Source organism: Mycobacterium sp. NTMscope_MAC_269 (assembly GCF_976985695.1).
The window spans coordinates 4426115-4451248 of record NZ_OZ335668.1 but is presented as its reverse complement, the minus strand read 5'-3'; the positions used below and the strand labels follow the sequence as shown (position 1 = coordinate 4451248).

The 25134-nt window shown below is 68.3% G+C and carries 19 protein-coding genes; 10 read left to right on the top strand and 9 right to left on the bottom strand.

Going from position 1 to position 25134, the window contains the following annotated elements:
• Positions 1-30 precede the first annotated feature (30 nt).
• Positions 31-327 carry a hypothetical protein gene (locus ACZ50Z_RS21055; RefSeq protein ID WP_464485283.1) on the top strand — a complete coding sequence of 99 codons (297 nt, stop codon included), beginning with the start codon at positions 31-33 and terminating at the stop codon, positions 325-327.
• 191 nt (positions 328-518) lie between these two features.
• Here ACZ50Z_RS21055 and ACZ50Z_RS21050 read toward each other — a convergent pair whose 3' ends face one another.
• Together ACZ50Z_RS21050 and ilvD are read right to left on the bottom strand one after the other, a co-directional pair.
• Entirely contained in the window at positions 519-2090 is a 1572-nt protein-coding gene (locus tag ACZ50Z_RS21050) for a hypothetical protein (protein WP_464485282.1), read from the bottom strand.
• A gap of 525 nt (positions 2091-2615) precedes the next feature.
• Entirely contained in the window at positions 2616-4328 is a 1713-nt protein-coding gene (gene ilvD / locus ACZ50Z_RS21045; RefSeq protein WP_464485281.1) for a dihydroxy-acid dehydratase, read from the bottom strand.
• Positions 4329-4449: 121 nt separating this feature from the next.
• On the opposite strand from ilvD, the gene ricR reads away from it, so the two are divergent.
• The 5 genes from ricR to ACZ50Z_RS21020 all read left to right on the top strand — a co-directional run bounded on the left by ricR (position 4450) and on the right by ACZ50Z_RS21020 (position 10217).
• Positions 4450-4740 carry a copper-sensing transcriptional repressor RicR gene (ricR, locus tag ACZ50Z_RS21040; RefSeq protein ID WP_464485280.1) on the top strand — a complete coding sequence of 97 codons (291 nt, stop codon included), beginning with the start codon at positions 4450-4452 and terminating at the stop codon, positions 4738-4740.
• A gap of 111 nt (positions 4741-4851) precedes the next feature.
• Positions 4852-6087: an MFS transporter gene (locus tag ACZ50Z_RS21035; RefSeq protein WP_464486335.1), complete on the top strand. Its 1236-nt coding sequence runs from the start codon at positions 4852-4854 to the stop codon at positions 6085-6087.
• Between the two features lie 118 nt (positions 6088-6205).
• Complete coding sequence (locus ACZ50Z_RS21030; RefSeq protein WP_464485279.1) at positions 6206-7246, top strand: L,D-transpeptidase; 1041 nt, start codon at positions 6206-6208, stop codon at positions 7244-7246.
• 147 nt (positions 7247-7393) lie between these two features.
• Complete coding sequence (locus ACZ50Z_RS21025) at positions 7394-7981, top strand: TetR/AcrR family transcriptional regulator (protein WP_464485278.1); 588 nt, start codon at positions 7394-7396, stop codon at positions 7979-7981.
• On the top strand, positions 7971-10217 hold the full coding sequence (locus tag ACZ50Z_RS21020) for a molybdopterin-dependent oxidoreductase (protein ID WP_464485277.1): 2247 nt from the start codon (positions 7971-7973) through the stop codon (positions 10215-10217). The genes ACZ50Z_RS21025 and ACZ50Z_RS21020 overlap by 11 nt, the downstream gene beginning before the upstream one ends.
• Here the strand turns inward: ACZ50Z_RS21020 and ACZ50Z_RS21015 are convergent.
• A complete protein-coding gene (locus tag ACZ50Z_RS21015) occupies positions 10201-12189 on the bottom strand; it encodes a M13 family metallopeptidase (protein ID WP_464485276.1) in 1989 nt (662 codons plus the stop codon). The two genes, ACZ50Z_RS21020 and ACZ50Z_RS21015, sit on opposite strands and share 17 nt — an antisense overlap.
• Positions 12190-12230: 41 nt before the next feature.
• Between ACZ50Z_RS21015 and ACZ50Z_RS21010 the strand changes: the two genes are divergently transcribed.
• Both ACZ50Z_RS21010 and ACZ50Z_RS21005 read left to right on the top strand, forming a co-directional pair.
• Positions 12231-12917 carry a hypothetical protein gene (locus tag ACZ50Z_RS21010; protein WP_464485275.1) on the top strand — a complete coding sequence of 229 codons (687 nt, stop codon included), beginning with the start codon at positions 12231-12233 and terminating at the stop codon, positions 12915-12917.
• The gene (locus ACZ50Z_RS21005) at positions 12914-13597 is read left to right on the top strand and encodes a hypothetical protein (RefSeq protein WP_464485274.1); all 684 of its coding nucleotides are present in this window, start codon (positions 12914-12916) and stop codon (positions 13595-13597) included. The genes ACZ50Z_RS21010 and ACZ50Z_RS21005 overlap by 4 nt, the downstream gene beginning before the upstream one ends.
• A 1-nt stretch (position 13598) precedes the next feature.
• Here ACZ50Z_RS21005 and ACZ50Z_RS21000 read toward each other — a convergent pair whose 3' ends face one another.
• Both ACZ50Z_RS21000 and ACZ50Z_RS20995 read right to left on the bottom strand, forming a co-directional pair.
• Positions 13599-14144 (bottom strand): XRE family transcriptional regulator, encoded by a 546-nt coding sequence (locus ACZ50Z_RS21000; protein ID WP_464485273.1) that lies wholly within the window; start codon positions 14142-14144, stop codon positions 13599-13601.
• Positions 14141-17209, bottom strand: a complete 3069-nt coding sequence (locus ACZ50Z_RS20995; RefSeq protein ID WP_464485272.1) for an MMPL family transporter — start codon at positions 17207-17209, stop codon at positions 14141-14143. The genes ACZ50Z_RS21000 and ACZ50Z_RS20995 overlap by 4 nt, the downstream gene beginning before the upstream one ends.
• Before the next feature lie 339 nt (positions 17210-17548).
• Between ACZ50Z_RS20995 and ACZ50Z_RS20990 the strand changes: the two genes are divergently transcribed.
• Complete coding sequence (locus ACZ50Z_RS20990) at positions 17549-18094, top strand: hemophore (RefSeq protein WP_464485271.1); 546 nt, start codon at positions 17549-17551, stop codon at positions 18092-18094.
• Positions 18095-18104: 10 nt separating this feature from the next.
• Here the strand turns inward: ACZ50Z_RS20990 and ACZ50Z_RS20985 are convergent, their stop codons facing one another.
• Positions 18105-19283, bottom strand: a complete 1179-nt coding sequence (locus tag ACZ50Z_RS20985; RefSeq protein ID WP_464485270.1) for a lysylphosphatidylglycerol synthase transmembrane domain-containing protein — start codon at positions 19281-19283, stop codon at positions 18105-18107.
• Between the two features lie 167 nt (positions 19284-19450).
• Here ACZ50Z_RS20985 and ACZ50Z_RS20980 point away from each other — a divergent pair, with 167 nt between their 5' ends.
• The gene (locus ACZ50Z_RS20980; protein WP_464485269.1) at positions 19451-20602 is read left to right on the top strand and encodes an AI-2E family transporter; all 1152 of its coding nucleotides are present in this window, start codon (positions 19451-19453) and stop codon (positions 20600-20602) included.
• Positions 20603-20630: 28 nt separating this feature from the next.
• Here the strand turns inward: ACZ50Z_RS20980 and mmpL3 are convergent, their stop codons facing one another.
• From mmpL3 to trmB, 3 genes are read right to left on the bottom strand one after another with little or no spacing between them, the layout of a single operon-like run.
• Positions 20631-23492 carry a trehalose monomycolate exporter MmpL3 gene (gene mmpL3, locus ACZ50Z_RS20975; RefSeq protein ID WP_464485268.1) on the bottom strand — a complete coding sequence of 954 codons (2862 nt, stop codon included), beginning with the start codon at positions 23490-23492 and terminating at the stop codon, positions 20631-20633.
• A gap of 58 nt (positions 23493-23550) precedes the next feature.
• Positions 23551-24273 carry an NYN domain-containing protein gene (locus tag ACZ50Z_RS20970; RefSeq protein ID WP_464485267.1) on the bottom strand — a complete coding sequence of 241 codons (723 nt, stop codon included), beginning with the start codon at positions 24271-24273 and terminating at the stop codon, positions 23551-23553.
• Between the two features lie 14 nt (positions 24274-24287).
• Positions 24288-25067, bottom strand: a complete 780-nt coding sequence (trmB, locus tag ACZ50Z_RS20965) for a tRNA (guanosine(46)-N7)-methyltransferase TrmB (RefSeq protein WP_464486334.1) — start codon at positions 25065-25067, stop codon at positions 24288-24290.
• Between the last annotated feature and the right edge of the window lie 67 nt (positions 25068-25134).

Below are 25134 nucleotides of genomic sequence, written 5' to 3'. Positions count from 1 at the left end.
CCAACGGCCACAACTACTTACACAGTTATCTTGACAAGCCCGGAGCAGGCTTACAACCACTCGTTCAGATATGGATCAGCAATCGACGCGTTCAATGACCTGAAAGCAAAAGGGCAAATCCACACAAATGCAGACAACATCCCAGCCGGAGCGCTTGTCTTCACGAGTGATCCACGGTTCGATAACGGCTTCGGACATGTCATGCTCAGCGAGGGCAATGGTCAGTATCTCACCGCGAACTACTACACCGAGCCCCATATACGGCAAGTGCCACTGAACTCAAACGACCCCAACGACAAATTCCTTGGATGGGCGTTTGCGCCGTAGTCGCTCATCGCGCTTTCGCTCAATCAGGTGCTTCCCAGCACCGCGTTATGGCCCGGGAGGGCTGCCGCGAGTTATTGCGCGGCATCATTTCGTCGCGGCAGGACGGGAACCGATTTCCTCTGACGAGCAACCTGCATCGATCGGCTGAAAAAATCAGGCTAACGATGCACGAGATTCTCAGGGCAGCTCCGTCACGGGTTGAACGCGGTGCTGTCCTCGACCGGGTGGGTGGTGCTGACGAGTTTGGCGTAGCAGTGGTCGCGGTCCAGATGGTTGTCTCGACACCAGGCCAATGCTCCATCGGCGCCCTCAAAGACGACACCGGCAATGGTGACCCAGAAGTCGGTTGCGGAAAAGGTCGACCAGTCGCCAGTCCACAACAGCCGGACTTCGGGGTAGTGCAGCCGCAACTGCAGGTGTTCACGAAGGGTTGCCGCGTTGTCCCACGTGATTCCCTCCGCGACAAGCCCGGGTCGTTTGGAGCTGAGTTGGGGCACCCAGCGGTCGGCGAGCTCGCGCTGGACGAAGGGGCGGTCGGCGTCGGCGATCGTGCGCAGGGCGTCGAAGCTTGCTGACTCGTTGTCACCCGAAGGCGGTGGCGCGGATGAAACGGCGGTGCTTGGCGTGTCCGATCCTGGATGCGGCGCCCCGGATTGTGCGGTGGTGGTCGTCGAGCCCGCTTCCTGGCATGCCACTACGAGGGTCTTGACGTCCAAGTCGGTTTGACCATGCTGCGGCGAACCGCTGCTGGGCGCCTCTCGCGTCGAAACCGGCAGTCGCCAGAAGGTACCCAGTGGAAATCGGAAGTCGTGCTCGACAGCGGGCCGCGATCCGCCGGGACCGCCTGGGTCGGGCCCGATGAGGATCGGTGACCTCGACAAATCGAAGACCCCTGAAGCCACGTTCTGGCCGCCCGACGTGACGCTGATGGTGGTACGTGAGGAGCTGAGCACATCTCCACCCGGGCAGTAGGCCACGATCTTCATTCTGATGACCAGCCCACCGGAATCGCTGCGGATCGCTTCGGGTTGAAATTGTGGCGTACGGCCACATTTGGTGACCAGCCTGGTACCACCGGTGCCGGCTGAACCCTCGCCCCCACTCGGGGCGGCGGTGTCGGCAACTCCCACGTAGAACACCTTGGTGACTTTGTGGGTGTCCAGGTGGCCATGTGCTGGGCCGGCCGCTACGGACCATCCGCCGAAGCCTTTGTCGATGCCCGAATCTCGCGCATCGTCCTCTCCGCCAGGTCCCCACACGGCGATGACGTTGTCCGGCGCGGCCACTGGCGAGTTCGCGCGGCATCCGTAGTAGCCAACCCAATCTGGGTGATCGTCGGGTCGATCCCAGGCGCCGCCGATGCGCACGCGGCATTGAGTGCCGTCGTCGAGCACGAGCGCGAATGGAACCGGACCCTCCGTCAGGGGTTTGCGTGGCGTGGTCAGACCTTCTGCCCCTATGCGAGAGACCACCTTGGCAAACGGATCGAGAACGCACAGGACATGTTCGGCGTCGGCCGCGGGCCAGCAGGCGTCAGCAGAGTCGGCAGTACTGCCGCAGGAACGTACGCCGGTTGTCTTGTCGTAGCGCGCTGGGGAGCCAAATGAACAATCGATGTGATCGCTGGACCGGCTGTTGTCCTCCACCCACCCTGTTTGGATATTGCCTTGGTTGTCAACGGGTTTCAAGACGATGATGTCGGGCTGGTTCACGCGGTGATAGATGATTGCGCCGCCGGCGACGATGGCGACGACTGCCGTCACCGCCAGGAGGATCCAACCTTTACTCGCACTGGCCCGTCGTGGGCCGGGGAGGATTGGGGCGCCGGGTGCCTTTTCCGCGTCTGCCAGGGTGGATATGGGCTGCTCGATGAAGAACTGCCAGCCCGGGGCTGCCGGTGGCCACGAAGGGTCGGGTTCCCACTCCGGTGGTGGCGTCCATCCCGCGGGGACGGGCCAGTTGGGCGGCGGGTTAAAACGTGCCTGTGACATTGACGGCCTTCCGGGTTCCGACGCTTTTCCGGACGTCTCTGGTCAGAGATCGGAATCGAGCCAACTTGCTCGCTGATCCGGTAGACCGATTTTCGGTGCCTATCGGGGCCGTGTGTGCTTGCTCATCGCGAAATTCGTACGTTCGACCGACAGCGGTTGAATCTCGTGCAACCGGCGCCAGCTGAGTGGTCGGCTCAGGTGTTCGCCGCTCGCATAGTTCCGATCACGAGCGTGCGTGTTTGTACACGACACGCCATGTGGCGCTGGCATTCTGCGCACGCTCGCGCTGAACGTTGACTAACCGCAGACTGCGCCGATCGCCGCCGAGCTGACCAGCTTGACGTATTTGGCCAGCACGCCGGTCTTGTAACGCGGCGCCGGTGGTGTGAAACCCGTTCGCCGAGAATCGAATTCGTCCGGGTCGACGAGGACGTCGAGGACGCGGTTGGCGACGTCGAGGCGGATGTGGTCGCCGTCGCGCAGGAACGCGATTGGTCCGGCGTCCACCGCCTCGGGCGCGATGTGGCCGACGCACAGGCCCGTCGTCCCACCGGAGAACCGGCCGTCGGTCAGCAACAGCACGTCCTTGCCGAGACCGGCACCCTTGATCGCGCCGGTGATGGCGAGCATTTCACGCATGCCCGGGCCGCCCTTCGGGCCTTCGTAGCGAATCACCACCGCGTCACCCTTGGTGATGGTGCCGTCCTCCAGGGCATCCAGCGCGGCGCGCTCGCCGTCGAAAACCCTTGCGGTGCCCTCGAACACGTCGGAATCGAAACCGGCCGACTTGACCACCGCACCCTCGGGCGCCAGCGATCCACGCAGGATGGTGATGCCCCCCGTGGGGTGAATGGGATTGCTCAGGGCCCGCAGCACCTTGCCGTCCGGGTCGGGCGGGGCGATCTCGGCCAGGTTCTCGGCCACGGTCGCACCGGTCACCGTCAAGCAATCGCCGTGCAGCAGGCCGGCATCCAGCAGCGCCTTCATCATCACCGGCACGCCCCCGATGTGGTCGACATGCGACATGACGTGGCGGCCGAACGGCTTGACGTCGGCCAGGTGCGGAACCTTCGACCCGATCCGGCTGAAATCGTCGAGCGTCAGCGCGACCTCGGCCTCGTGGGCGATGGCCAGCAGGTGCAGCACCGCGTTGGTGGAGCCACCAAACGCCATCACGACTGCGATCGCGTTCTCGAACGCCTCCTTGGTGAGGATGTCGCGGGCGGTGATCCCGCGCCGCAGCAGTTCGACGACCGCCGCGCCGCTGCGCCGCGCGAATCCGTCGCGGCGGCGGTCGGTCGCCGGCGGCGCCGCGCTGCCCGGCAACGACATCCCGAGCGCCTCGGCCGCGCTGGCCATCGTGTTGGCGGTGTACATGCCGCCACAGGCGCCCTCGCCGGGACAGATCGCGCGCTCGATGGCGTCGACGTCCTCGCGCGGCATCAGCCCGCGGGCGCACGCCCCCACCGCCTCGAACGCGTCGATGATGGTGACCTCGCGCTCGCTGCCGTCGGAGAGCTTGGCGACCCCGGGCAGGATCGAGCCCGCGTAGAGGAACACCGCGGCCAGGTCCAGCCGCGCGGCGGCCATCAGCATCCCGGGCAGCGACTTGTCGCAGCCGGCCAGCAGCACCGAGCCGTCGAGGCGTTCGGCCTGCATCACCGTCTCGACGCTGTCGGCGATCACCTCGCGCGACACCAGCGAGAAGTGCATGCCCTCGTGGCCCATCGAGATGCCGTCGGACACCGAGATGGTGCCGAACTCGAGGGGGTACCCACCGGCCGAGAACACGCCCTCCTTGACCGCCTTGGCGAGCCGGTCCAGGGACAGGTTGCACGGCGTGATCTCGTTCCAGGACGACGCGACGCCGATCTGTGGCTTGGCGAAGTCCTCGTCTCCCATGCCTACCGCCCGCAGCATGCCGCGGGCGGCGGCCTTCTCCAGGCCGTCGGTGACGTCACGACTACGCGGCTTGATGTCGGCGCTGGCCGCCGAATCGGTGGTGGGCATCGTTCAAGTATGCGCTGGCCAGTCGCGATGCCCGTTCCCGGGGTAATACCCCGACGGGGTATAAGCTGGGATTGGCGCCGCGCAGCGGCGGGCCAGACGGAGCGGCAGGGGTGAAACGAACATGACCGACGAACACGGGTACTCGCAGCAGAAGGACAACTACGCCAAGCGGCTGCGGCGCATCGAGGGCCAGGTGCGGGGCATCGCCCGGATGATCGAGGAAGACAAGTACTGCATCGACGTCCTGACCCAGATCAGCGCCGTCAACAGCGCGTTGCGTTCGGTCGCGCTGAATTTGCTCGACGAGCACCTGACCCACTGCGTCACCCGCGCCGTCGCGGAGGGCGGCGACGAGGCCGAGACCAAGCTCACGGAGGCCTCCGCCGCGATCGCACGCCTCGTTCGCTCCTGATCGCAGGGCGTGTTGCCACGCCAAGTTGGAGGAACCGGTAGCCGGTGTGCGTACGGTAGGGGAGCGTGACCTCGGCCTCAGCCGATTGCGCACACCCAAGCGATGACTGTGATGACTGCCGAAACCGCCAACGCAGCCGCGCGAACGTGGACGCCACGGATCGCGGCTCAGCTCGCGATCCTCGCGGCCGCCGCCTTCACCTATGTCACCGCCGAGATCCTGCCGGTGGGCGCGCTGCCGGCGATCGCCCGCAACCTGAACGTCAGCCTGGTCCTGGTGGGCACCCTGCTGTCCTGGTATGCCCTGGTCGCGGCGCTGACGACGATCCCGCTGGTGCGCTGGACGGCGCACCTGCCCCGCCGCCGCGTGCTGGTGGCGAGCCTGACCTGCCTGACCGCGTCCCAGGTCATCTCGGCGCTGGCGCCCAACTTCGCGGTGCTGGCCGCCGGGCGGGTGCTCTGCGCGATCACCCACGGCCTGCTGTGGTCGGTCATCGCACCGATCGCGACCCGATTGGTCCCGCCCAGCCACGCCGGGCGCGCCACCATGTCGATCTACGTCGGCACCAGCCTGGCGCTGGTGGTGGGCAGCCCGCTGACCGCGGCCCTGAGCCTGATGTGGGGCTGGCGCCTGGCCGTCGTGTGCGTCACCGTCGCGGCCGCGCTCGTCACGGTCGCCGCCCGGCTGATGCTGCCGGAGATGGTGCTCACCGAGGATCAGCTGGCGCACGTCGGGCCCCGATCCAGCCACCACCGCAACCCCCGGCTGATCACCGTGAGCGTGCTGGCGATGATCGCGGTCACCGGCCATTTCGTGTCCTACACGTTCATCGTCGAACTCATCCGCAACGTCCTGGGCGTGCGCGGGCCGAACCTGGCCTGGGTGCTGGCCGCCTACGGGTTGGCCGGCCTGCTGTCGGTGCCGCTGGTGGCGCGGCCGCTGGACCATCGGCCCAAGGGTGCGGTCATCCTGTGCATGACGGGCCTGACGGCCGCGTTCGTGGTGCTGACCGCGCTGGCGTTCGGCGGCCGGCCCGGCGTGGCGGCCGCGCTGATCGGTACCGCCGCGATCGTGCTGTGGGGTGCCATGGCCACCGCCGTGTCGCCGATGATGCAGTCCGCCGCGATGCGCAACGGGGCCGACGACCCCGACGGGGCGTCGGGGCTGTACGTGACGGCGTTTCAGGTCGGCATCATGGCCGGCTCGCTGGCGGGTGGGCTGCTCTACGAGCACAGCGTCACGACGATGTTGATCGCCTCGGCGATCCTGATGGCGGTGGCGCTGGTCGGCATCGCGGCCAACCGGCGGATGCTGGACGTTGCTCCGACAAGCTCACGCGATTCATAAAAGCCCTTTTCATCGGGCATATCTCGGCGATTTCGGTGCCGGCGACCACCGCTGGTGACGGTAGCTGGCGTGCGCGCTATGCCAGACTGTGTCGGAGTAGACGAGTGGAGGTATGCATATGTCGGGCTGGACGAAGGCCTGGACTTTCAGGGGTCTCTTCGCCGCTCTGAACGTCACCGGCTGGGGGGCTGTCTTGACCTTGGCGCTGGTGTTGAGCGCGGCCCCGGCGCTGGCCGACCCGGACCCGGCCTCCGGCGACCCGGGCGTCGTCGCCGCCCCACCGGGGCCGCCCGCGCCGCCGGATCCCTTCGCCCCGCCACCGCCGCCCGACCCGCTGGCACCGCCGCCCCCGCCCGACCCGGCGGCGGCTCCGCCCTGGCTCCCGCCGATGGCGGAGCCCGCCGCGGCCTCGGCCGCCGGGCAGAACCCCGCCCCGTTCACCGGGACGGCCCCGTTCGGGCCGCCGAAGATCCTCCCCGCCAACGGGTCGACCGTGGGTGTGGCCCAGCCGATCATCATCAACTTTCCGGGACGGGTCGACGACTCCGGCGCCGCGGAAGGCGCGGTCCACGTCTCGTCGGTGCCCGCGGTCCCGGGCAAGTTCTACTGGATGACCCCGACGCAGCTGCGCTGGCGCCCGTTGAGCTTCTGGCCCGCGCACACCGCGGTGACCGTCGACGCCGGCGGCACAGTGTCGAGTTTCCGCACCGGCGACACGCTGGTGGCCACGGCCGACGACGCGACGCATCAATTGACCGTCACCCGCAACGGCACCGTGGAGAAGACCTTCCCGATGTCGATGGGCATGACGTCGGGCAACCACCAAACGCCCAATGGCACCTATTACGTGCAGGACAAGAAGGCGTCCGTGGTGATGGACTCCTCGACCTACGGGGTGCCGGTCAATTCGACCTACGGCTACAAGGTGACGGTGGAGGACGCGGTCCGCTTCGACAACGTCGGCGACTACGTGCACAGCGCCCCCTGGTCGGTGGATGACCAGGGCAAGCGCGACGTCAGCCACGGCTGCATCAACATCAGCCCGTCCAACGCGAAGTGGTTCTTCGACAACTTCGGCGCGGGGGACCCGATCATCGTGAAGAACTCCAGCGGCGGCAGCTACAAGAAGAACGACGGCTCCGCGGACTGGATGAACTAGCTTCCCGCCAGCAGACGCAGAATCGCCCAATTCCACGCGGAATTGGGCGATTCTGCGTCTGCTCGCCCTCACCTCGCTCACGGGGGCTTTCGCGGCCTTGCCGGTTATGTATAGCATCATACATAGAGTCGGCCCTGAGGAGTGGTGATGCGCGGTCCACGCGAACGGATGGTGGTCTCGGCCGCGCTGCTGATTCGCGAGCGCGGCGCGCACGCCACCGCCATCTCCGATGTCCTCGAGCACAGCGGTGCGCCACGCGGATCGGCCTATCACTACTTCCCCGGCGGCCGCACGCAACTGCTCTGCGAGGCGGTGGACTACGCCGGCGACCATGTCGCCGCGATCATCGCGGAGGCCGATAACGGCCTCGAGCTCATCGACACCCTGATCGACAAATACCGCCAGCAGCTGCTCGACAGCGACTACCGCGCCGGCTGCCCCATCGTGGCCGTGTCTGTGGAGGCGGGCGAGCAGGACGACGCCGAGCGCATGGCGCCGGTCGTCGAGCGCGCGGCGGCGGTGTTCGACCGCTGGACCGACCTGATCGCGCAGCGCTTCATCGCCGACGGGATAACGCGGGAACGGGCGGGCGACTTGGCGGTCCTGGCCACCACCGCGCTCGAGGGCGCGATCCTGCTGGCCCGGGTGCGTCGCGACCTGACGCCCCTTGACGTCGTCCGCCGTCAGGTGCGCGAACTGCTTGCCGCAGAAAGGAAGTCCCGCAATGACCAATGAATGGCAATCGACGGCATGCATCCTGTGTGAATGCAACTGCGGCATCGTCGTTCAGGTCGACGACCGCCGGCTGGCCCGCATCCGCGGCGACAAGGCGCATCCGGCCTCGCAGGGGTACACGTGCAACAAGGCGTTGCGGCTTGACCACTACCAGAACAGCCGCACCCGGCTGACCTCCCCGCTGCGCCGTCGCGCCGACGGAACCTACGAGGAAATCGACTGGGACACCGCGATCGTCGAGATCGCCGAGGGGTTCAAGCACATTCGCGACACCTACGGCGGGGACAAGATCTTCTACTACGGCGGCGGCGGGCAGGGCAATCACCTGGGCGGGGCGTACAGCGGCGCCTTCCTCAAGGCGCTCGGTTCACGCTACCGTTCAAATGCGTTGGCGCAGGAGAAAACCGGTGAGGCCTGGGTCGACGGGCAGTTGTACGGCGGCCACACCAGGGGCGAGTTCGAGCACGCCGAAGTGGCGGTGTTCGTCGGCAAGAACCCGTGGATGTCGCAGAGCTTTCCGCGCGCCCGGGTGGTGCTGAACGAGATCGCCAAGGATCCCGCCCGGTCGATGATCGTCATCGATCCCGTCCTCACCGACACCGCCAAGATGTCCGACTTCCATCTGCGGGTGCGGCCCGGCACCGACGCGTGGTGTCTGGCGGCGCTGGCCGCCGTCCTCGTCCAGGAAAGCCTCTGCGACGACGCGTTTCTCGGCGAGCATGTGCGTGGCGCCGACGCCGTCCGCGACGCGTTGCGCGAGGTTGCGGTGGCCGACTACGCGCAGCATTGCGGGGTCGACGAGGAATTGCTGCGCGCGGCGGCGCGGCGCATCGGCGCCGCTGCGAGCGTTTCGGTTTTCGAGGACCTCGGCGTACAGCAGGCGCCCAACAGCACGCTGTGCTCTTACCTGAACAAGCTGCTGTGGGTGCTCACCGGTAACTTCGCGAAAAAGGGTGGCCAACACCTGCATTCGTCGTTCGCGCCGCTGTTCGGCCAGTTCTCCGGTCGCACACCGGTCACCGGCGCTCCGATCATCTCCGGTCTGGTGCCCAGCAACGTGGTTCCCGAGGAAATCCTGACCGATCACCCGGACCGCTTCCGCGCCATGATCGTCGAAAGCAGCAATCCCGCTCACTCGCTGGCCGATTCGACCGCCTGCCGCGAAGCCTTCCAGGCGCTGGAACTGATGGTGGTCATCGACGTCGCGATGACCGAGACCGCCAGGCTCGCCCATTACGTGCTGCCCGCCGCGTCCCAGTTCGAGAAGCCGGAAGCCACCTTCTTCAACCTGGAGTTTCCGCACAACACCTTCCAACTGCGCCGCCCGCTGTTGTCGCCCTTGCCGGGAACACTGCCCGAACCCGAGATCTGGGCCCGGTTGGTGCGTGCGCTCGGCGTGGTCGACGACGCCGATCTGCGGCCCCTGCGCGACGCCGCCCAGCGCGGCCGGCCGGCGTACACCGAGGCGTTCCTGTCCGCGGTAGCGAGCAATCCGACTGTCGCGCAGCTGCTTCCGTATGTGCTCTACGAGACGCTCGGACCCACCCTGCCGGACGGGCTGCGCGGTGCGGCCGCGCTCTGGGGCCTGGCCCAGAAGACCGCGATGAGCTATCCCGACGCCGTGCGGCGCGCCGGGCACGCCGACGGCAACGCGCTGTTCGATGCGATCCTGGACAACCCCTCGGGGGTGGCGTTCACCGTCCACAACTACGAGGACGATTTCGCGTTGATCAGCCACTCCGATCGCAAGATCGCGTTGGAGATCCCGTCGATGCTCGACGAACTGCGGGCGCTGGCCCGCACCCCGGCCGAGCTGACCACCCCGGATTTCCCGATCGTGCTGTCGGTGGGGGAGCGGCGCGCCTACACCGCCAACGACATATTCCGCGACCCGTCGTGGCGCAAACGCGACGCCGACGGTGCGCTGCGGGTGAGCGTCGAAGATGCCCAGGCCCTGGGACTGGTCGACGGATGCCGGGCCCGCATCAGCACCGCGGCCGGCAGCGCGGAGGCCACCGTCGAGATCACCGAGACGATGCTCGCCGGACATGCCGCCCTGCCCAACGGTTTTGGGCTCGACTACATCGATGACGACGGCCACACCGTCGTCCCCGGCGTGGCCCCGAACGCGCTGACGTCGACCGGGTGGCGCGACCCCTACGCGGGCACCCCGTGGCACAAGCACGTGCCCGCGCGCATCGAGGCCGCCCGGGTGGGCCTCAATTCCAGATCTTGACCCGGCTGTCCGGCTCCAGGAACAGCGCGCCGCTGTCGGCGCCGTCGAAGGCGTCATAGAAGGCGTCCATGTTGCGCAGCACGCCGTTGCAGCGGAATTCCGGCGGTGAATGCGGGTCCACCGCCAGGCGCCGGATCGCCTCGGCATCACGGGATTTGGTGCGCCACACCTGCGCCCAGCCATAGAACACGCGCTGGACGCAGCTCAGGCCGTCGATCACGGGCGCGGGGCGGCCGTTCAGCGACAACTGGTAGGCCAACAGCGCGATCGACAACCCGCCCAGATCTCCGATATTCTCCCCGACGGTGAACGCGCCGTTCACGTGGTGCCCGCCCGTCAGCCCCCGCGGGATGTACGTGTCGTACTGCTCGATGAGAGCCTTTGTGCGGGAGCCGAATTCGGTGCGGTCGGCGTCGGTCCACCAGTCGACCAGGTTTCCGTCGCCGTCGTACTTGGCGCCCTGGTCGTCAAAGCCGTGGCCGATCTCGTGTCCGATCACCGCGCCGATGCCGCCGTAATTCGCGGCATCGTCGGCCTCGGCGTCGAAGAATGGCGGCTGCAAAATAGCTGCGGGGAAAACGATTTCGTTCATACCGGGGTTGTAATACGCGTTGACCGTCTGCGGGGTCATGAACCACTCGTCGCGGTCCACCGGTCCGCCGAGCTTGGCCAGCTCGCGGTCGTGGTTGACGGCGTACCCGCGCTGATAGTTGCCGTAGAGGTCGGAGCGGTCGATCACCAGCGTGGAGTAGTCCCGCCATTTCGCCGGGTAGCCGACCTTGGCGGTGAACTTGTCAAGCTTGGCCAGCGCCCGCTCCCGGGTCTGTGGCGTCATCCACTCCAGGTCGTTGATGCTCATCCGGTAGGCCGCCCGCAGGTTGGCCACCAGCTCGTCGATGCGTGCCTTGGCGCCGGGCGGGAAATGCCGCTGCACGTAAAGCTTTCCGACGGCATCGCCCATCAGGCTCTCGACCAACGAGACCGCCCGCTTCCAGCGGTCCCGGATCTGTTCGGTGCCGGTCAGCCGGCGGCCGTAGAAGTCGAAGTCGGCGTCCACCAGTTCGTCGGTCAGCCAGGAGGCCCGCGCGCGGATCACCCGCCACCGCGCCCAGCTCTTCCACACCTCGAGGTCTTCGCCGCGCCACAGCTCGGCGAACGCCCGAACGTAATCCGGTTGGCGCACAACGACCTCGGCGAGCGCCTCGACTCGCGTGCCCAGTGCGGCGACCCACGTGACCCAGTCGAAGCCGACCGACTCGTCGCGCAACTCCGCGAACGTGCGCAGGTTGTAGGTGAGGTCGGCATCGCGGCGCTTGACCACGTCCCAGTGCGCCTCGGCCAGCCGGGTCTCGAGCGCGACGATGCGCTCGGCGGTCCGGATGTGGCTTTCCTCGTCGCCGCCGAACACCAGTCCGAACATCCGCGCGATGTGCCCGGGATACGCCTCGAGCAGCTCGGCGTGCTGCTCTTCGCGGTAGTAGGACTCGTCGGGCAACCCGAGCCCGGACTGGGTGAAGTGCACCAGGTAACGGGCCGAGTCCTTGGCGTCGGTGTCCACATACATCGCGACACCGCCGCCCACCCCGGTGCGCTGCAGGGCGCCGAGGGCGGCGGCCAGCGCGTCGGCGTCGGCGGCGTCGTCGATCGCGGCCAACTCGTCGAGCAGCGGCTGCACGCCGCGGCGCTGGACGGTCTCCTCGTCCAGGAAGCTCGCATAGAGGTCGCCGATGCGTTGCGCGTCGGCGTCGCCGCCGGCGCCGCCCTGCTCGCTGGCCTCGACGATCAGGTCCCGCACCTGTTCCTCGGCGCGGTCATACAGTTGCCGGAAGGCGCCGTCGGTGGCCCGGTCCGCCGGTATCTCGTATTCGGCCAGCCAGCGGCCGTTGACGTGACCGAACAGGTCGTCTTGGGGGCGGATGCTGTCGTCTACGTAGCTCAGGTCGATGCCCGAGCGAAGGGCCGTATTCGTCACCCCGCCATCCTTCCATCTTCCGCGGATGCAACGATCGGGCCATGTCCGAGGGCGCGCGCACCGAGCCACCTGCCGACGAAGATTCCGTCGACGTCGACGTCGACGTCGACTCCGGCGACGACGGGTACTCGAACGCAGACGCCGACGCCCCAGAATCCGGCGATGGCGTCTTCTCCCACTACGGCGTCGCGTCGACGGTTCTCGGCGTGCTGTCGGTAGCCGCTGTGGTGCTCGGGGTCTTCATCTGGTCCGGCCACCGCGACCAGGTCGCCGAGCGCGGCTATCTGAGCCGCGTCATGCAGACCGCCGCCGAGTGGACGAACGTGCTGATCAACATGAACAGCGGCAACGTCGATGCCAGCCTGCAGCGGCTGCACGACGGCACCGTCGGCGAACTCAACACCGACTTCGACGCCGCCGTGCAGCCCTACCGCGCCGTGGTGGAAAAGCTGCAGTCCAAGAGCGCCGGGCGGATCAACGCGGTGGCGATCGAAACCGTGCACCACGAGCTGGACGCCCAGCCGGGCGCCGCGCGGCCCCCGGGATCGGAGTCCATCACCACCAAGTTGCCGCCTTTTGCGACCCGGACCGACTCGGTGATGCTGGTCGCCACGTCGGTCAGCGAAAACGTCGGCGCCAAACCGCAGACCGTGCACTGGAACCTGCGCCTGGACGTGTCCAACGTGGACGGCAAGCTGATGATCTCCGGGCTGAGCTCGATCCGATGAGAAACGTCTGGCGACTGTTCGCATTCGACATCGCGGCCCCGCTGGCCGCGATCGCCGCGCTGTTGGCCATCGGGGCGGTGCTCGGCTGGCCGCTGTGGTGGGTGTCGTCCTGCTCGGTGCTGGTCCTGCTGATCGTCGAGGGCGTGCTGATCAATTTCTGGCTGCTGCGCCGCGACTCGGTCAGCCTCGGCACCGACGACGACGCGCCGGGGCTGCGGCTGGCGGTGGTCCTGCTGTGCACGGCCGCCCTGGCGGCGGCCGTCGCGACCGGCTACACGCACTGGACGAAGGCAGACCGCGACTTCACCGACGACTCCCGCACGGTCGTGCGGATCGCCACCGGCATGGCAGAGGCCATGGCGTCGTTCAGCCCCACCGCACCGACCGGTTCCATCGACCAGGCCGCGGCCATGGTCGTCCCCGAGCACGCCGCCGCGTTCAAGGAGCAGTACACCAAGTCCAGCGCCGAGCTGGGCCAGCACAACGTCACCGCCCAGGCCGCGACGGTGTCGGCCGGCGTCGAGGCGCTCGGGCCGTCGGCGGCCAGCGTGGCGGTGATCCTGCGGGTGACCCAGAACGCGCCGGGCCAGCCACCGAGTCAGGCGGCGCCCGCCCTGCGGGTGACGCTGACCAAGCGCGGCAGCGACTGGCTGGTCGCCGACGTGCTGCCGATCAGATAGCTCAGTTGGATTCGGCCGACGGGCCGGACTTCACCTTGACGAACCGGTCCGACAATCGGCGGATCCGGATCATCAGCGCGGCCGTCGGGCTGGTGCTGCCGTCGAGGTAGCCGCCCAGTTCCTCGGCGCTGACGCCGATGCGAGACGCGAATTCCTGCTGCCCCAGCCCCGAGCGGTCGATCAGCAGCCGCACGTGGCGCGCCACCTCGGCGCGCTCGTTGGCATCCAGGTGGGTGCGGGCGCGCTCGAGCACCTCCCACAGCGCCTTGGCGATGCCGTAGGGCCGGGTGCCGCCGAGGACCTCTTCCACCTGGCGGGCGGTGCGCCCGTACGGGTCGCGCTTCAACGCGCCGGCGATGCGCTTCCAGGTGGCGATGTCTCCGCCCTGCAGGGCCGAACGGATGGCCGCGGTCGGCCAGAACTCCACCGGCTGGTCCAGGTCCGGGACGGATCCGGACGGGCCCCCGTCTCGGTTGCGCTGCTCAGGGGCCGGCCGGCGGGGCGGCGGTGGGGGGCTGAATTCGTTGCGGGCGCCCGCCAACGTCACCTCGCCTCCTCCAGCATCGCTACCGCCACGGACAGGCAGCGCTCCCTGATCCCCTCCCAGTCCGAGTTCGTGTCGGCTTCCGACCCCTGGTCTTCCGGGTAGTCGCACGGATCGGGATCTGCGAGTCGACGGACCAACTGGGTGGCGATCCATTGCCGCCTTGACGATTCACAACAGTAATACCTGTCCATTCCGGCCAGCACCACCGCGGCGGTCTCGGGTTCCAACGAATCCACCATGTCTGCAAAGTCGGCATAATCGCGGCGGCTGTTACGGCACATGATGAGGTAGCCCTTGAGCCGCAGGGTTTCCGCGCCGGTCGGGACCAGCAAGCGGTCGCCGGTGGGCAACTGCACGTGGGTGGTTTCCACCGGGCTGCGCCGCGCGTATTTCGGTCGGTCGGTGGCCCCGGCCGGCACGGCGTCCGGGTCCGCCTCGAGCGCATCGATCGCGACCGACAGCCGGCCGCGCCACAGCGTCACCGGATGAACGGGCCGGTCCGACCCGGAGATGGCTTTGGCGATCCCGTTGCGCCCATTGCGTGAGGCCAGCCCGCCGACCAGCTTCTTGGCCCCCGACGAACCGTTGGTATGGCCGTTGGTGCCGGTCTTTCTCTCGCCCGCGCCGACCCCGACCGCGAGCTTCGCCTCGCTCAGGGCGACCTGGTGGGGGATCTGCCCGGGCCCCAGCCCCCGGGTCCGTTCTTCGTCGGGGCCCGCCGGCGCCGCCTGACCGGCGCTGCGCCCGCAGCCGCTGAACGCCAGCGGATCGGTGACGCAGATGGCGTCGGGCGCCAGGTGCTTGAGCTTGGCGGCGGACTTGAGCACCATCCGCAGGTCGGCGCTGGGCGCCACCAGCGCCGAGATGTCGTCGGGGATGACCACGACGTCGCCGAGGTCGACCTCCGGCAGTGGCCGGTCGAAGTCGACCGACGGCAGCACGCGGGACAGCCACGGCGGCAGCCACCAGTTCCACTGGGCGAACATCGCCATCAGCGCCGGAACCATCACCAGCCGCACCACGGTGGCGTCCACGGCGATCGCCACCGCGCACGCCACGCCGATCTCGGCCACCAGCGGCATGCCGGCGAACGCGAATCCGACGAACACCGCGATCATGATCAGCGCCGCGCTGGTGATGGTGCGCGCGCTGGTGCTCACGCCGTAGGCCACCGCGTCACGCGTGTTGCCCGAGTGCAGGAAACGTTCGCGGATGCGGGTGAGCAGGAAGATCTCGTAGTCCATCGACAGCCCGAAGGTCATCGCCAGCACCAGCGGGGGAACGGTGCTGTCGATCGAGCTGATCTGGGCGAAGCCGAGGTCCTTCAGCCACCCCCACTGGAACACCATCACCAAACTGCCGTAGGCGGCCGCGACCGACAGCAACGTCATCAGGACGCCCTTGAGCGCCAAGAACACCGAATGGATGGACACCAGCAGCATCACGAACGCGATCAGCGCGACGAAACCCAGCACGAACGGCTCGGTCGCCGAGACCTGGTCGTCGAAGTCTTTGATCAGCGCGGTCGGGCCGCCGACATCCACGCGTGCCGTCCCCACCTGGGGGACCTTGGGGAGCTGCGCGCGCATCCAGCCCACGGTTTCGCGGGCCCGCATGTCCTCGGGGTCCACCGACAACACCGCCGACAGCAGCGCGCTGCCGTTGTCCTCGGCGTATTGGGGCGGCGACACCGAGACGATGTTCGGTGCCTGCGTCATCCGCTGGCGGACGGCGCCGACGGTGTGGCTGTGTTCGGGCGAGGCCGCCCCGCCGTCGGGGAAGTTGACCAGCACCCGGATCGGGCCCAGCGCCCCCGGACCGAGCGCCTGGGCGGCCGCGCCGACGCCGGCCCGGATCTCGTGGGACGAGTCGAACTGGCGTAACAGGCTGTTGCCCAACACCATTGACGCCGCGGGGGCGGCCATCACAAGCAGCACCAGCGACGCCGCCAGCGCGGACATCCACGGCCGGCGCATCACCCATCCGATCCACCGGTTCCAGAACCGAGACTGGGTGCTTTCGGGCCGGCGCGACCAGTGCAGGAAGCCCGACCGCTTGGCGGCGGCCCGGCCGAACGTCGCCAGCGCCGCCGGTGTGAGCGTCGTCGACGTCAACATCGCGACGGCGACGGCCAGGATCGCGCCGGTGGCCATCGATTTCAGCGCCGGGGTGTTGATCACGTAGATCCCGGTGAGGGAGGCGATGACGGTGGCGCCGGACAACACGACCGCCAGCCCCGAGGTGGCCATCGCGGCGTCGACGGCCTCGCGGGGCTGGCGCCCGGTCCGCAGTTCCTCCCGGAAGCGCATCAAGATGAACAGCGAATAGTCCACGGCCAGCGCGATCCCGAACATCGACACCGTCGAGGTCACGAACACCGACATGGTGGTGTAGGCGGACAACAGGTAGACCAGGCCCATCGTCACCACGACCGTGCACACACCCAAGGCCAAGGGGATAGCCGCGGCGGCCAGGGACCCGAACACGGCGAGCAGGACGATCAGGATGACCGGCAGATTCCACTTCTCGGCGGCGGCGATGTCGTGCTTGGTGTTGGCCGCGGCGGCGGCGGACAGCGCGCCCTGCCCGATGACGTAGAGCCGCACCCGCCCGTTGGCGGTCTGGCCGGGCTGGTCGCCCTTGATGCCGACCTTGGTGCGGAGCTTCTTGGCCACGTCGCTCGTGTTCTTGGAATCCAGCCGCACCGACAGCACGTACGGGCGGTCGGGCTGCGGTGGCCGCTGGGTAGGGTTGGGGATCTCCGCGGTGCCCGGGAGCTCGGTGGCGAGTCGACGCAGCTGCGCGACCGCCTCGTTCATGTCCTGGTAGCTGGCGTCGGCGCGGGGCGCGGCCACCAGCGCCAGCGACGAGCCGCCCTGGTCGTGGTAGAGCTCCTCGAGCTGGTCGTGGACCGCCAGCGACTGGGAACCGGCCACGTCGAAACCGCCGCCGGTCAGGTTGCCCGATTGCGTCAGCGCCAGGTAGACCGCGGGAACCAATGCCAGCAACCAGCCCGTGAAGACCAACCAGCGGTACTTACGCAGGCTGCGGCTGAGGCGCATCATTAACTGCTGGATTTTTCTCGCTCCCCGGTTCTCGCGTAACGCGTGCAGGCGACGATACCGGAGCACGCTGTGCTTTATGTGGGGTTATGTAGTTCCTGAGCTGCGGTGACGGCGTCGTTGCCAAGAAGCTGCGGAGTCGTTGTGAACCGGTGATCAAGCGGGATGTCGGTCACATCCGCAGTTCGGGGCTGGCCGGGGGATATCGGCGGTGGCAGGATGTCGGTTGGCCTGGCGGGTCCCCGGGGGATGCAGGGGGTCGATCATCGGTGAGGCCGTCCATTGCAGCTGTTTGCGAGGCGCCCCTGCTTGGCGATCCGCGCAAACTGTAAGGAGTTCTCCATGACGACAGGCAGCGCTGGACGGCGTCGCAGAATCTTCGCCGGGCTGATCGCCGCCACCGTGCCCGGCGCCGCCCTCGCGGTGCTCGCCGGGCCGCCGGCCACCGGCGCCAACGACCCGTGCGCGGCCAGCGAGGTCGCCCGCACCATCGGCTCGGTGTCCAAATCGATGGGCGACTACCTGGATTCGCACCCGGAGACCAACCAGACGATGACCTCGATGCTGCAGCAGCAGGCGGGGCCGCAGTCGTTGAGCGGGCTGAAGTCCTACTTCGATGCCAACCCCAAGGTCGCCGGTGACATGACCTCCATCGCGCAGCCGCTGACCAACCTGTCGCTGCAGTGCAAGCTGCCGATCTCGATCCCCCAGATGATGGGCATGATGCAGCAGGCCCAAGGCGCCGCCGGCGCGCTCCCCGCGCTGCCCGGTAACCCCGCGGGCGCCTCGCCGCTGGGTGGAACGGGCGCCCCGCCCGCCGCGCCGCAGCCCGCTCCCGCCGCCCCCAACCCGCTCTCGGGCCCGCCGCGCGGCAACACCGTCGGCTAGGCGCTCAGCGCTACTTCTCGGTTTCCGGATTCGGGTCCGGCGGTAGCGGCCCCTGCAGGGCGGCCTCGGTCGGGTCGGCGGAAGGGCCGCTCGGTGGCTGCACGATCGGCAGCGGACCCGTGATCGGGTCGTCGTAGGAGTCGGCTCCCCCGTCTGCGTTCTCGGTGCGGAACACGAAGAAGAACACCACCCAGCCGACCGCGGCGATGAGCAGCCAGCTGATCAGCCGATAGATCAGCATGGCCGAGATCGCGCTCGACAGTGACATCCCGCTCGAGACCAGGCCCGGCACCAGCACCGCCTCGACGACCAGTAGCCCGCCGGGCATCAGCGGGATGGTGCCGACGGCTCGGGCCGCGGCATAGGCGACGGTCAGCCCGGCCACCGACGCGTGGTCCCCGGCGGCGTAGGCGGCGAAGCCGAGGCAGGCGACGTCGGCGACCCAGTTGAACATCGACCACCCGAACGCCACCCCCAGGTCGCGACGCCCCAGGCTCACCGACTCGAGCTGCATCAGCGTCTCGCGCCACTTGTCCAGGCCGGTGTCCGCCGGCCTGCCGCGCACCGAGTTGACCCACGCCAGCACCCGGCTGCCGATGCCTTCGATCAGCTCCGGCCGCGACGCCACGGCCTGCGCCAGCAGCAGCAGGGCGACGAAACCGCCGAGCGTGAACAGCAACGAGAAGGGGTTGTTCTTCGCGCCCAGCAGGAAGGCGCCGCCCAGCCCGAGCAAAGCCAATCCCACCGCCTGCAGCACGCCCGACATCACCAGCTGCCACGACGCGACCACCGTCGAGGCGCCCCAGAGCCGCTGCTGCCGGAACAGGAACGTCGCCGACAAGACGGGTCCGCCGGGCAGTGTGGTGCTCAGCGAGTTGGCTGCGTAGAACGCGGCCTCCGAGCGCAGCTGCTTGACGTGCACCCCGGCCGACTTGAGCAGGGTGCGCTGGATCTGAGCAAAGCTGTGCATCGACGCGGCCGCCGCCACCACGGAGGCGAGCAACCACCACCAGTTCGCCTCGTACAGGCTCATCCACGCTTTGGCCAGCTGATCCCAGCCCAGGGAAACCTCGACGACGAGCACGATGGCAACCATGCCGAGGATGACCCAGCGCACCCACCAGTACTTCCCGCGCGGGGTTTGTTCGCGCGGGAAGTCGAGATTGCGGGCGGGTGCGTCGTGCGACACGTGATTTAGGGTAACGGTGCAGGTGGCGCGGCGATCGGTGCGCGCCGCCGTCCGTGTCGCCGTCGTAACCGGATCGTGCCGGCTCCGACTGCTGCGGGCGACGCGCAAGCCTTCGTCAGGCGTTGTGAACAGGTTCGGGGCGGCGCCGCTACCGATAGGCTGGCCAGATGTCAGCAAACGTCGACGACGCGTCGGTTGAACCCGTAGTACGCAAGACCGCAGCCTGGGCGTGGCGTTTGCTCGTCATCCTGACCGCCGCGGTCGCCCTGCTGTGGGTGATCAAGAAACTCGAAGTCATCGTCGTCCCGGTGCTGGTGGCATTGCTGCTGAGCGCCTTGCTGGTGCCGGTGGTCGACTGGTTGGACCGGCGCGGCCTGCCCCGCGGTGGCGCGGTGGCGCTGGTGCTACTGGGTGGCTTCGCGATCCTGGGCGGCATCCTGGCGTTCGTCATCCTGCAGTTCATCGACGGCCTGCCCGGCCTCACCGAACAGGTGACGCAGAGCATCGAGTCGACCCGCCGGTGGCTGATCAACGGGCCGGCGCATTTGCGCAGCGAACAGATCGACAGCGCGGGCAACGCCGCGATCGAGGCGCTGCACAACAATCAGGCGAAGCTGACCAGCGGCGCGCTGTCGACCGCGGCCACCGTCACGGAACTGGTCACCGCGGCGGTGCTGGTGTTGTTCACGCTGATCTTCTTTCTCTACGGTGGGCGCAACATCTGGCAGTACGTGGTGCAGATCATCCCGTCCGACGTCCGCGACCGGGTGCACGAGGCGGGCAACGCCGGGTACGGCTCGCTGATCGGGTACGTGCGGGCCACGTTCCTGGTGGCGCTGACCGACGCGGCCGGGGTCGGCGCCGGCCTGGCGATCATGGGCATCCCGCTGGCGCTGCCGCTGGCCTCGCTGGTGTTCCTGGGCGCTTTCATCCCGCTGATCGGTGCGCTGGTGTCGGGACTGCTGGCCGTGGTGGTCGCGCTGCTCGCCAAGGGCGTCGTGTACGCGCTGATCACGCTCGGGGTGCTGATCGCGGTCAACCAGATCGAGGCCCACCTGCTGCAACCGCTGGTGATGGGCCGCGCGGTCTCGATTCACCCGCTCGCCGTGGTGCTGGCCATTTCCACCGGCGGCGTGCTTGCCGGGATCGTCGGCGCCCTGCTGGCCGTCCCGACGGTCGCCTTCCTCAACAACGCGTTCCAGGTGCTGCTGGCGCCGAATCCCGAGGCGGAAGCCGAAAAGCAGACCGAGGAGGCGGACGAGAAGAACGCCATCCTGCAGGCCGAGCCGGACCAACCGGGCGACGGCTCCAACGGGTAGCGGCGTCAGGAGGCGCCGGGGCGCGGGGCTATAGCCGTCCCTCGCGGCGCAGCAGGTCCGCGGCGGACAGGCCGCCGCCGGAGCGGCGCCGCTGCCGCGCGGGGTCGCCGTTCTCGCCCTGACCGCGGGAGTTCACCGCGTCGCTCGCCGCGTCGCTGTTGGTGTCGTCGGCACCTTTGCCCGGGACGGGGATGGCTCGCGTCTGATCGCCGGACGGCGCCGCCGGCGCCGGGGGCCGCTGGGGTGCGGACGGGGTCTGCGGCGCGGGCTTGGCCGCGGGCCGCGGGTCGGCCGGCCGGTCCCGGCCCGGGGCTCCCGGGCCGCCCTGCGCGGAGAAACGCGTGGTCTTGGCCTCGGTCGGTTGGTTGGGCCGGGCCGGGATGCGGGTGGTGTCGACGCTGTCGTCCGCCTTGGGGGACGGTTCCTTGGCGGGCCTGGGCTCCGGCGGACCGGCCGATGCGGGACGCGACGGGCGCGACGGTTCCAGCGCGGCGGGGTGGGTGGGGTCGTGCGGCGGACGCGGTGCCGCGGCGACCAGGCTGGCCGCGACCGGCGGCCGCGCAGGCCGCCCGTTGAGCGTCGGCCGCTTGCGCTCGTCGGGCAGATCGATCTCGCCCAGCCCGATCTTATTCTGCAGGCGTCGGGCCCAGCGCGGCGCCCACCAGCAGTCGTCGCCGAGCAACTTCATCACCGACGGCACCAGGAACATCCGGACGACGGTGGCGTCCAGCAGCAGCGCCGCCGCCAACCCGAACGCGAGATACTTCATCATCACCAGGTCGGAGAACATGAAGGAGCCGGCGACCACGGCGAGCACCAGCGCGGCGGCCGTGATCAGCCGTCCCGTGGTCGCGGTGCCGATCCGGATGGCCTCGGCGGTCGACATGCCCCGTTCGCGCGCCTCGACCATGCGCGAGACCAGGAAGACCTCGTAGTCGGTGGCCAGACCGAAGCCGACGGCGACGACGAGCGCGATCAGCACCACCATCAACGGGGTCGGCGTGAAGTTCAGCCACGTCGAGAAGTGGCCGTCGACGAAGATCCACGTCAGGATCCCCAGGGTGGATCCCAGGGTGAGCGCGCTCATCAGTGCGGCCTTGATCGGCAACACCACCGACCCGAACGCCAGGAACATCAGCAGCAGGCTGGCGCTGAGCAGCAGCACCAGCATCAGCGGACCCCTGTCGAACAGGCTGTGGATGCTGTCCTGCTCGAGCGCCGGGGTACCGCCGATGTAGAGGTTCAGTCCCTTCGGCGGGTTCACCGCCCGCAGTTCGGTGATCTTCTTGGCGGCGTCATTGCGATTCGCCAGACCGTTCTGGATCACCCGCACCGAGCCGTCCTTGGGCACCGTCGTCCCGTTCGGGCCGGCGACGCAGGGGTTCCCGGCGATGGTCGGGCAGGCCCGCTCCTCCCACTGTTTGTCGGTGAACCCGTTGATCGAGGAGATCCTGTTGCGGATGTCGGCGACCTGCTGGTCGGTGACCTTGCTGTGGTTGTCACTCTGGATCACCACGGTCAACTGCTCGGTGCGATAGCCGGGGAATTGCTTGTCGAAGTGCTCCTGCGCCAGGCGCACGGCGTTGTCGGGCGGCAGGTACTTCTCGCTCATGCCGCCGAGCGAGAGGTTGCCCAGCGGGATGACCAGCAAGATCATGCCGACGGCGATCGGGATGGCGAACGCCAGCGGCCGCTTCATCACCCGGGTGACGAGCTTGCCCCAGAAGCCGGCCTCGACCTCTTCGCGGGTTTTGGTCTTCTGCAGCCGGTCGGCGAGCCAGTTGAGGTAGGCCCGCGAATACTTCCAGTTCCGCAGGAACGGCACCCGGAACGCCGTCCGCACCCCCAGCGCGTCGATGTGGCGGCCGAGGATGCCCAGGCAGGCCGGCAGGAACGTGATCGACAGCAGCGCGGCAAGTCCCACCGCCGCGAAGATCGCGTAGGTCAGCGAGTGCACGAAGCCCTGCGGCAACACCAGCAGGCTGGCGCTGCAGGCAATGATCAGCGCCGCCGAGAACACAACCGTGCGGCCGGCCGTCATCACGGTTCTTCGCACGGCGGCCTCGGTGTCGTAGCCCTCGGCGATTTCCTCCCGGAAACGGCTCACCACGAAAAGCCCGTAGTCGATGGCGATACCGAAACCGATCAGCGAAACCACCGGCTGGGCGAAGAAGTGCACCGGGCCGAAGATGGCGGCGAAGCGCAGGATGCCCAACGCGCCCGCGATGCTCAGCCCACCCACGATGACCGGCAGGCCGGCGGCGACCGCTCCGCCGAACACCAGGAACAGCACCACCGTGACTATCGGTAGCCCAAGGTATTCCAAGAGCTTCTGGTCGCTGGCGATCGTCCCCGTCAGGGCGCTGGCAATCGGCTCCAGGCCGGCCAGCTCCACATTGCCGCCGTTGAGCTTTTGCAGATCGGGCGCGATGGCCTTGTAGTTGTTCAGGATCGTGTCGTCGTCGTCGCCCTTCAGCGGGATGGACACGAAGGTGTGCTTCTTGTCCTCGCTGACCATGCCCTTGATGATGGGATTCGTGCTGTCGGGCGCCGCAAGCCAGCCGGCCCACCCGACGACTTGGTCGGGATGATCGGTCTTGAACTTGTTGAGTTCGCCGACGACCTTGGTCCGCCACGCCTGGTCGTCGACTGTCTTTCCGTCGGGGGAGGTGAACGTCGCCACCACGTGGCTGGTGCGGTCGCGGCCGTAGGTCTGGTCGCCCAGCACCGAGGCCTTAACGGATTGGCTGCCGTCGTCGTAGAAGCCGCTCTGTGTAACATGCTTGCCCAGGCTGATTCCGAAGACGCCGCCGAGCAGGCACAGAGCTACCGTGACCCCGATCACGATGTACCGATACCGGTACACAGTTCGACCCCACCAGGCGAACACGCAAGCTCCTTACTGGATCGACTTAGTCTCTAGCGATCCGCGCACAGGTTTTCCAGTGTCACACACGCGCGGTCAACAGCGCTGACAGCGGCCGGAACGGCTGCAGCCATGCACCCTGGTCAGGCAACGAATCTAGGCCGATCCGCGGCAACGGTTCCCGGAAGACCCCGGAGATATCCTCCAGATCAACGAAGTCCAAGGTATCCGACGCTAGCGCCCAACTCGCATGTTCGCGAAATCCGATCACCTGGACGCTGACTCCGGTTCGAGCGATCTCCTCGAGCGGATGGCGAAACGCTTGCCCGTCGGCCGACGCCACCACCACCGCCGCCAGGCCCTCGGTGCGCCGCAGTTCGATATGGGCCAGCATGTCGCGGTCGACGTCGCTGTCCTCATCGATCTTCGGCTTGGCGAATACCGCGAACCCCACGTTCCGCAGGGCGTCCACCCAGGGCCGCACGACGTCGGCGCTGCCCGGCGCGATGTTGGTGAACACGGTGGCCTCGGGTTCGACGACCGTGCCCGGACGCTCGGCGCTGACCTCGGCCGTGCGCGCCAGCAGCCAGCGCCCCAGGGCGTCGAAACGCGGACGCTCCAAGGCCGTCGGGCGGCGACCCAGGATCGAACCCAGGCCCATGTCGAGGTTGGGGGCATCCCAGACCAGCAGCACGCGTCCGCCCGGAGGCGAAAAGTCGCCCGGGGACCCGACGCCATCGGCGGGCAGTGCCCCCGGCGGCGCGACCGATTCTGCTCCGGCCGTGGTCGTCTCAGTCAGGCTCATAGCTCATCGCCTACTCATCGTTTAAGCCAAACGAACTCGGTGACGGCGCTGCCCGCTTCTTGGGCCTTCGTCTCGTACTTGGTGGTCGGGCGGACGGTCGAGATGGGTAGCGGGCTGTCGGGTTCGGCCCGGCGCAGCCGGGGCTCGCCCGCGTCGAGGGCGGCGATGTGTTCGGCGTAGCCGGCGTGGTCCGTCGCAACGTGCAGGACACCACCAGGGAGTAGCCGGTCGGCTATCAAGCCAATCGTGCCCGGCTGCAGGAACCGCCGCTTGTGGTGGCGCGCCTTGGGCCACGGATCGGGGAAGAAGACGCGAACGCCGGTCAGTGAAGCCGGGGCGATGAGCCGCTGCAGCACGTCGAGCGCGTTGCCGCGGATCAACCGGATGTTGGTCACCGCGTCGCGGTCGATCGCGCACAGCAGCTGCGCCAGCCCCCGGCGGTAGATCTCCACCGCGACGACGTCGACGTCGGGCTCGTCCTTGGCCATCGCCAGCGTCGATGTGCCGCTGCCGCAACCGATTTCGAGTACCAGGGGCGCCTGGCGCCCGAACCACGAGCGGGTGTCCAGGGGCGGCTCGTCGACGGCCCCGTCGGCGGGGGCGCCCACCGACAGGCCGAGTTCGGGCCAGCGCCGCTCCCACGTCTGGCGCTGGGCGTCGGACAGCGCGGATCGTCGCGACCGGAACGCCGTCGCGGGAAGATAGCGCTGCTCGGGGCGGGGCGATTCCCCGGTCGGCGTGTCGGCAGACATTGCCACCCCGCGCTGCGCATGCATTTGTCCATGGTGGCCTATAAACACCGGATGTAGCCGCCCCTGGTCCGGATTGATACCCAACAGTTGTCTTCAACTGGTAACTGAT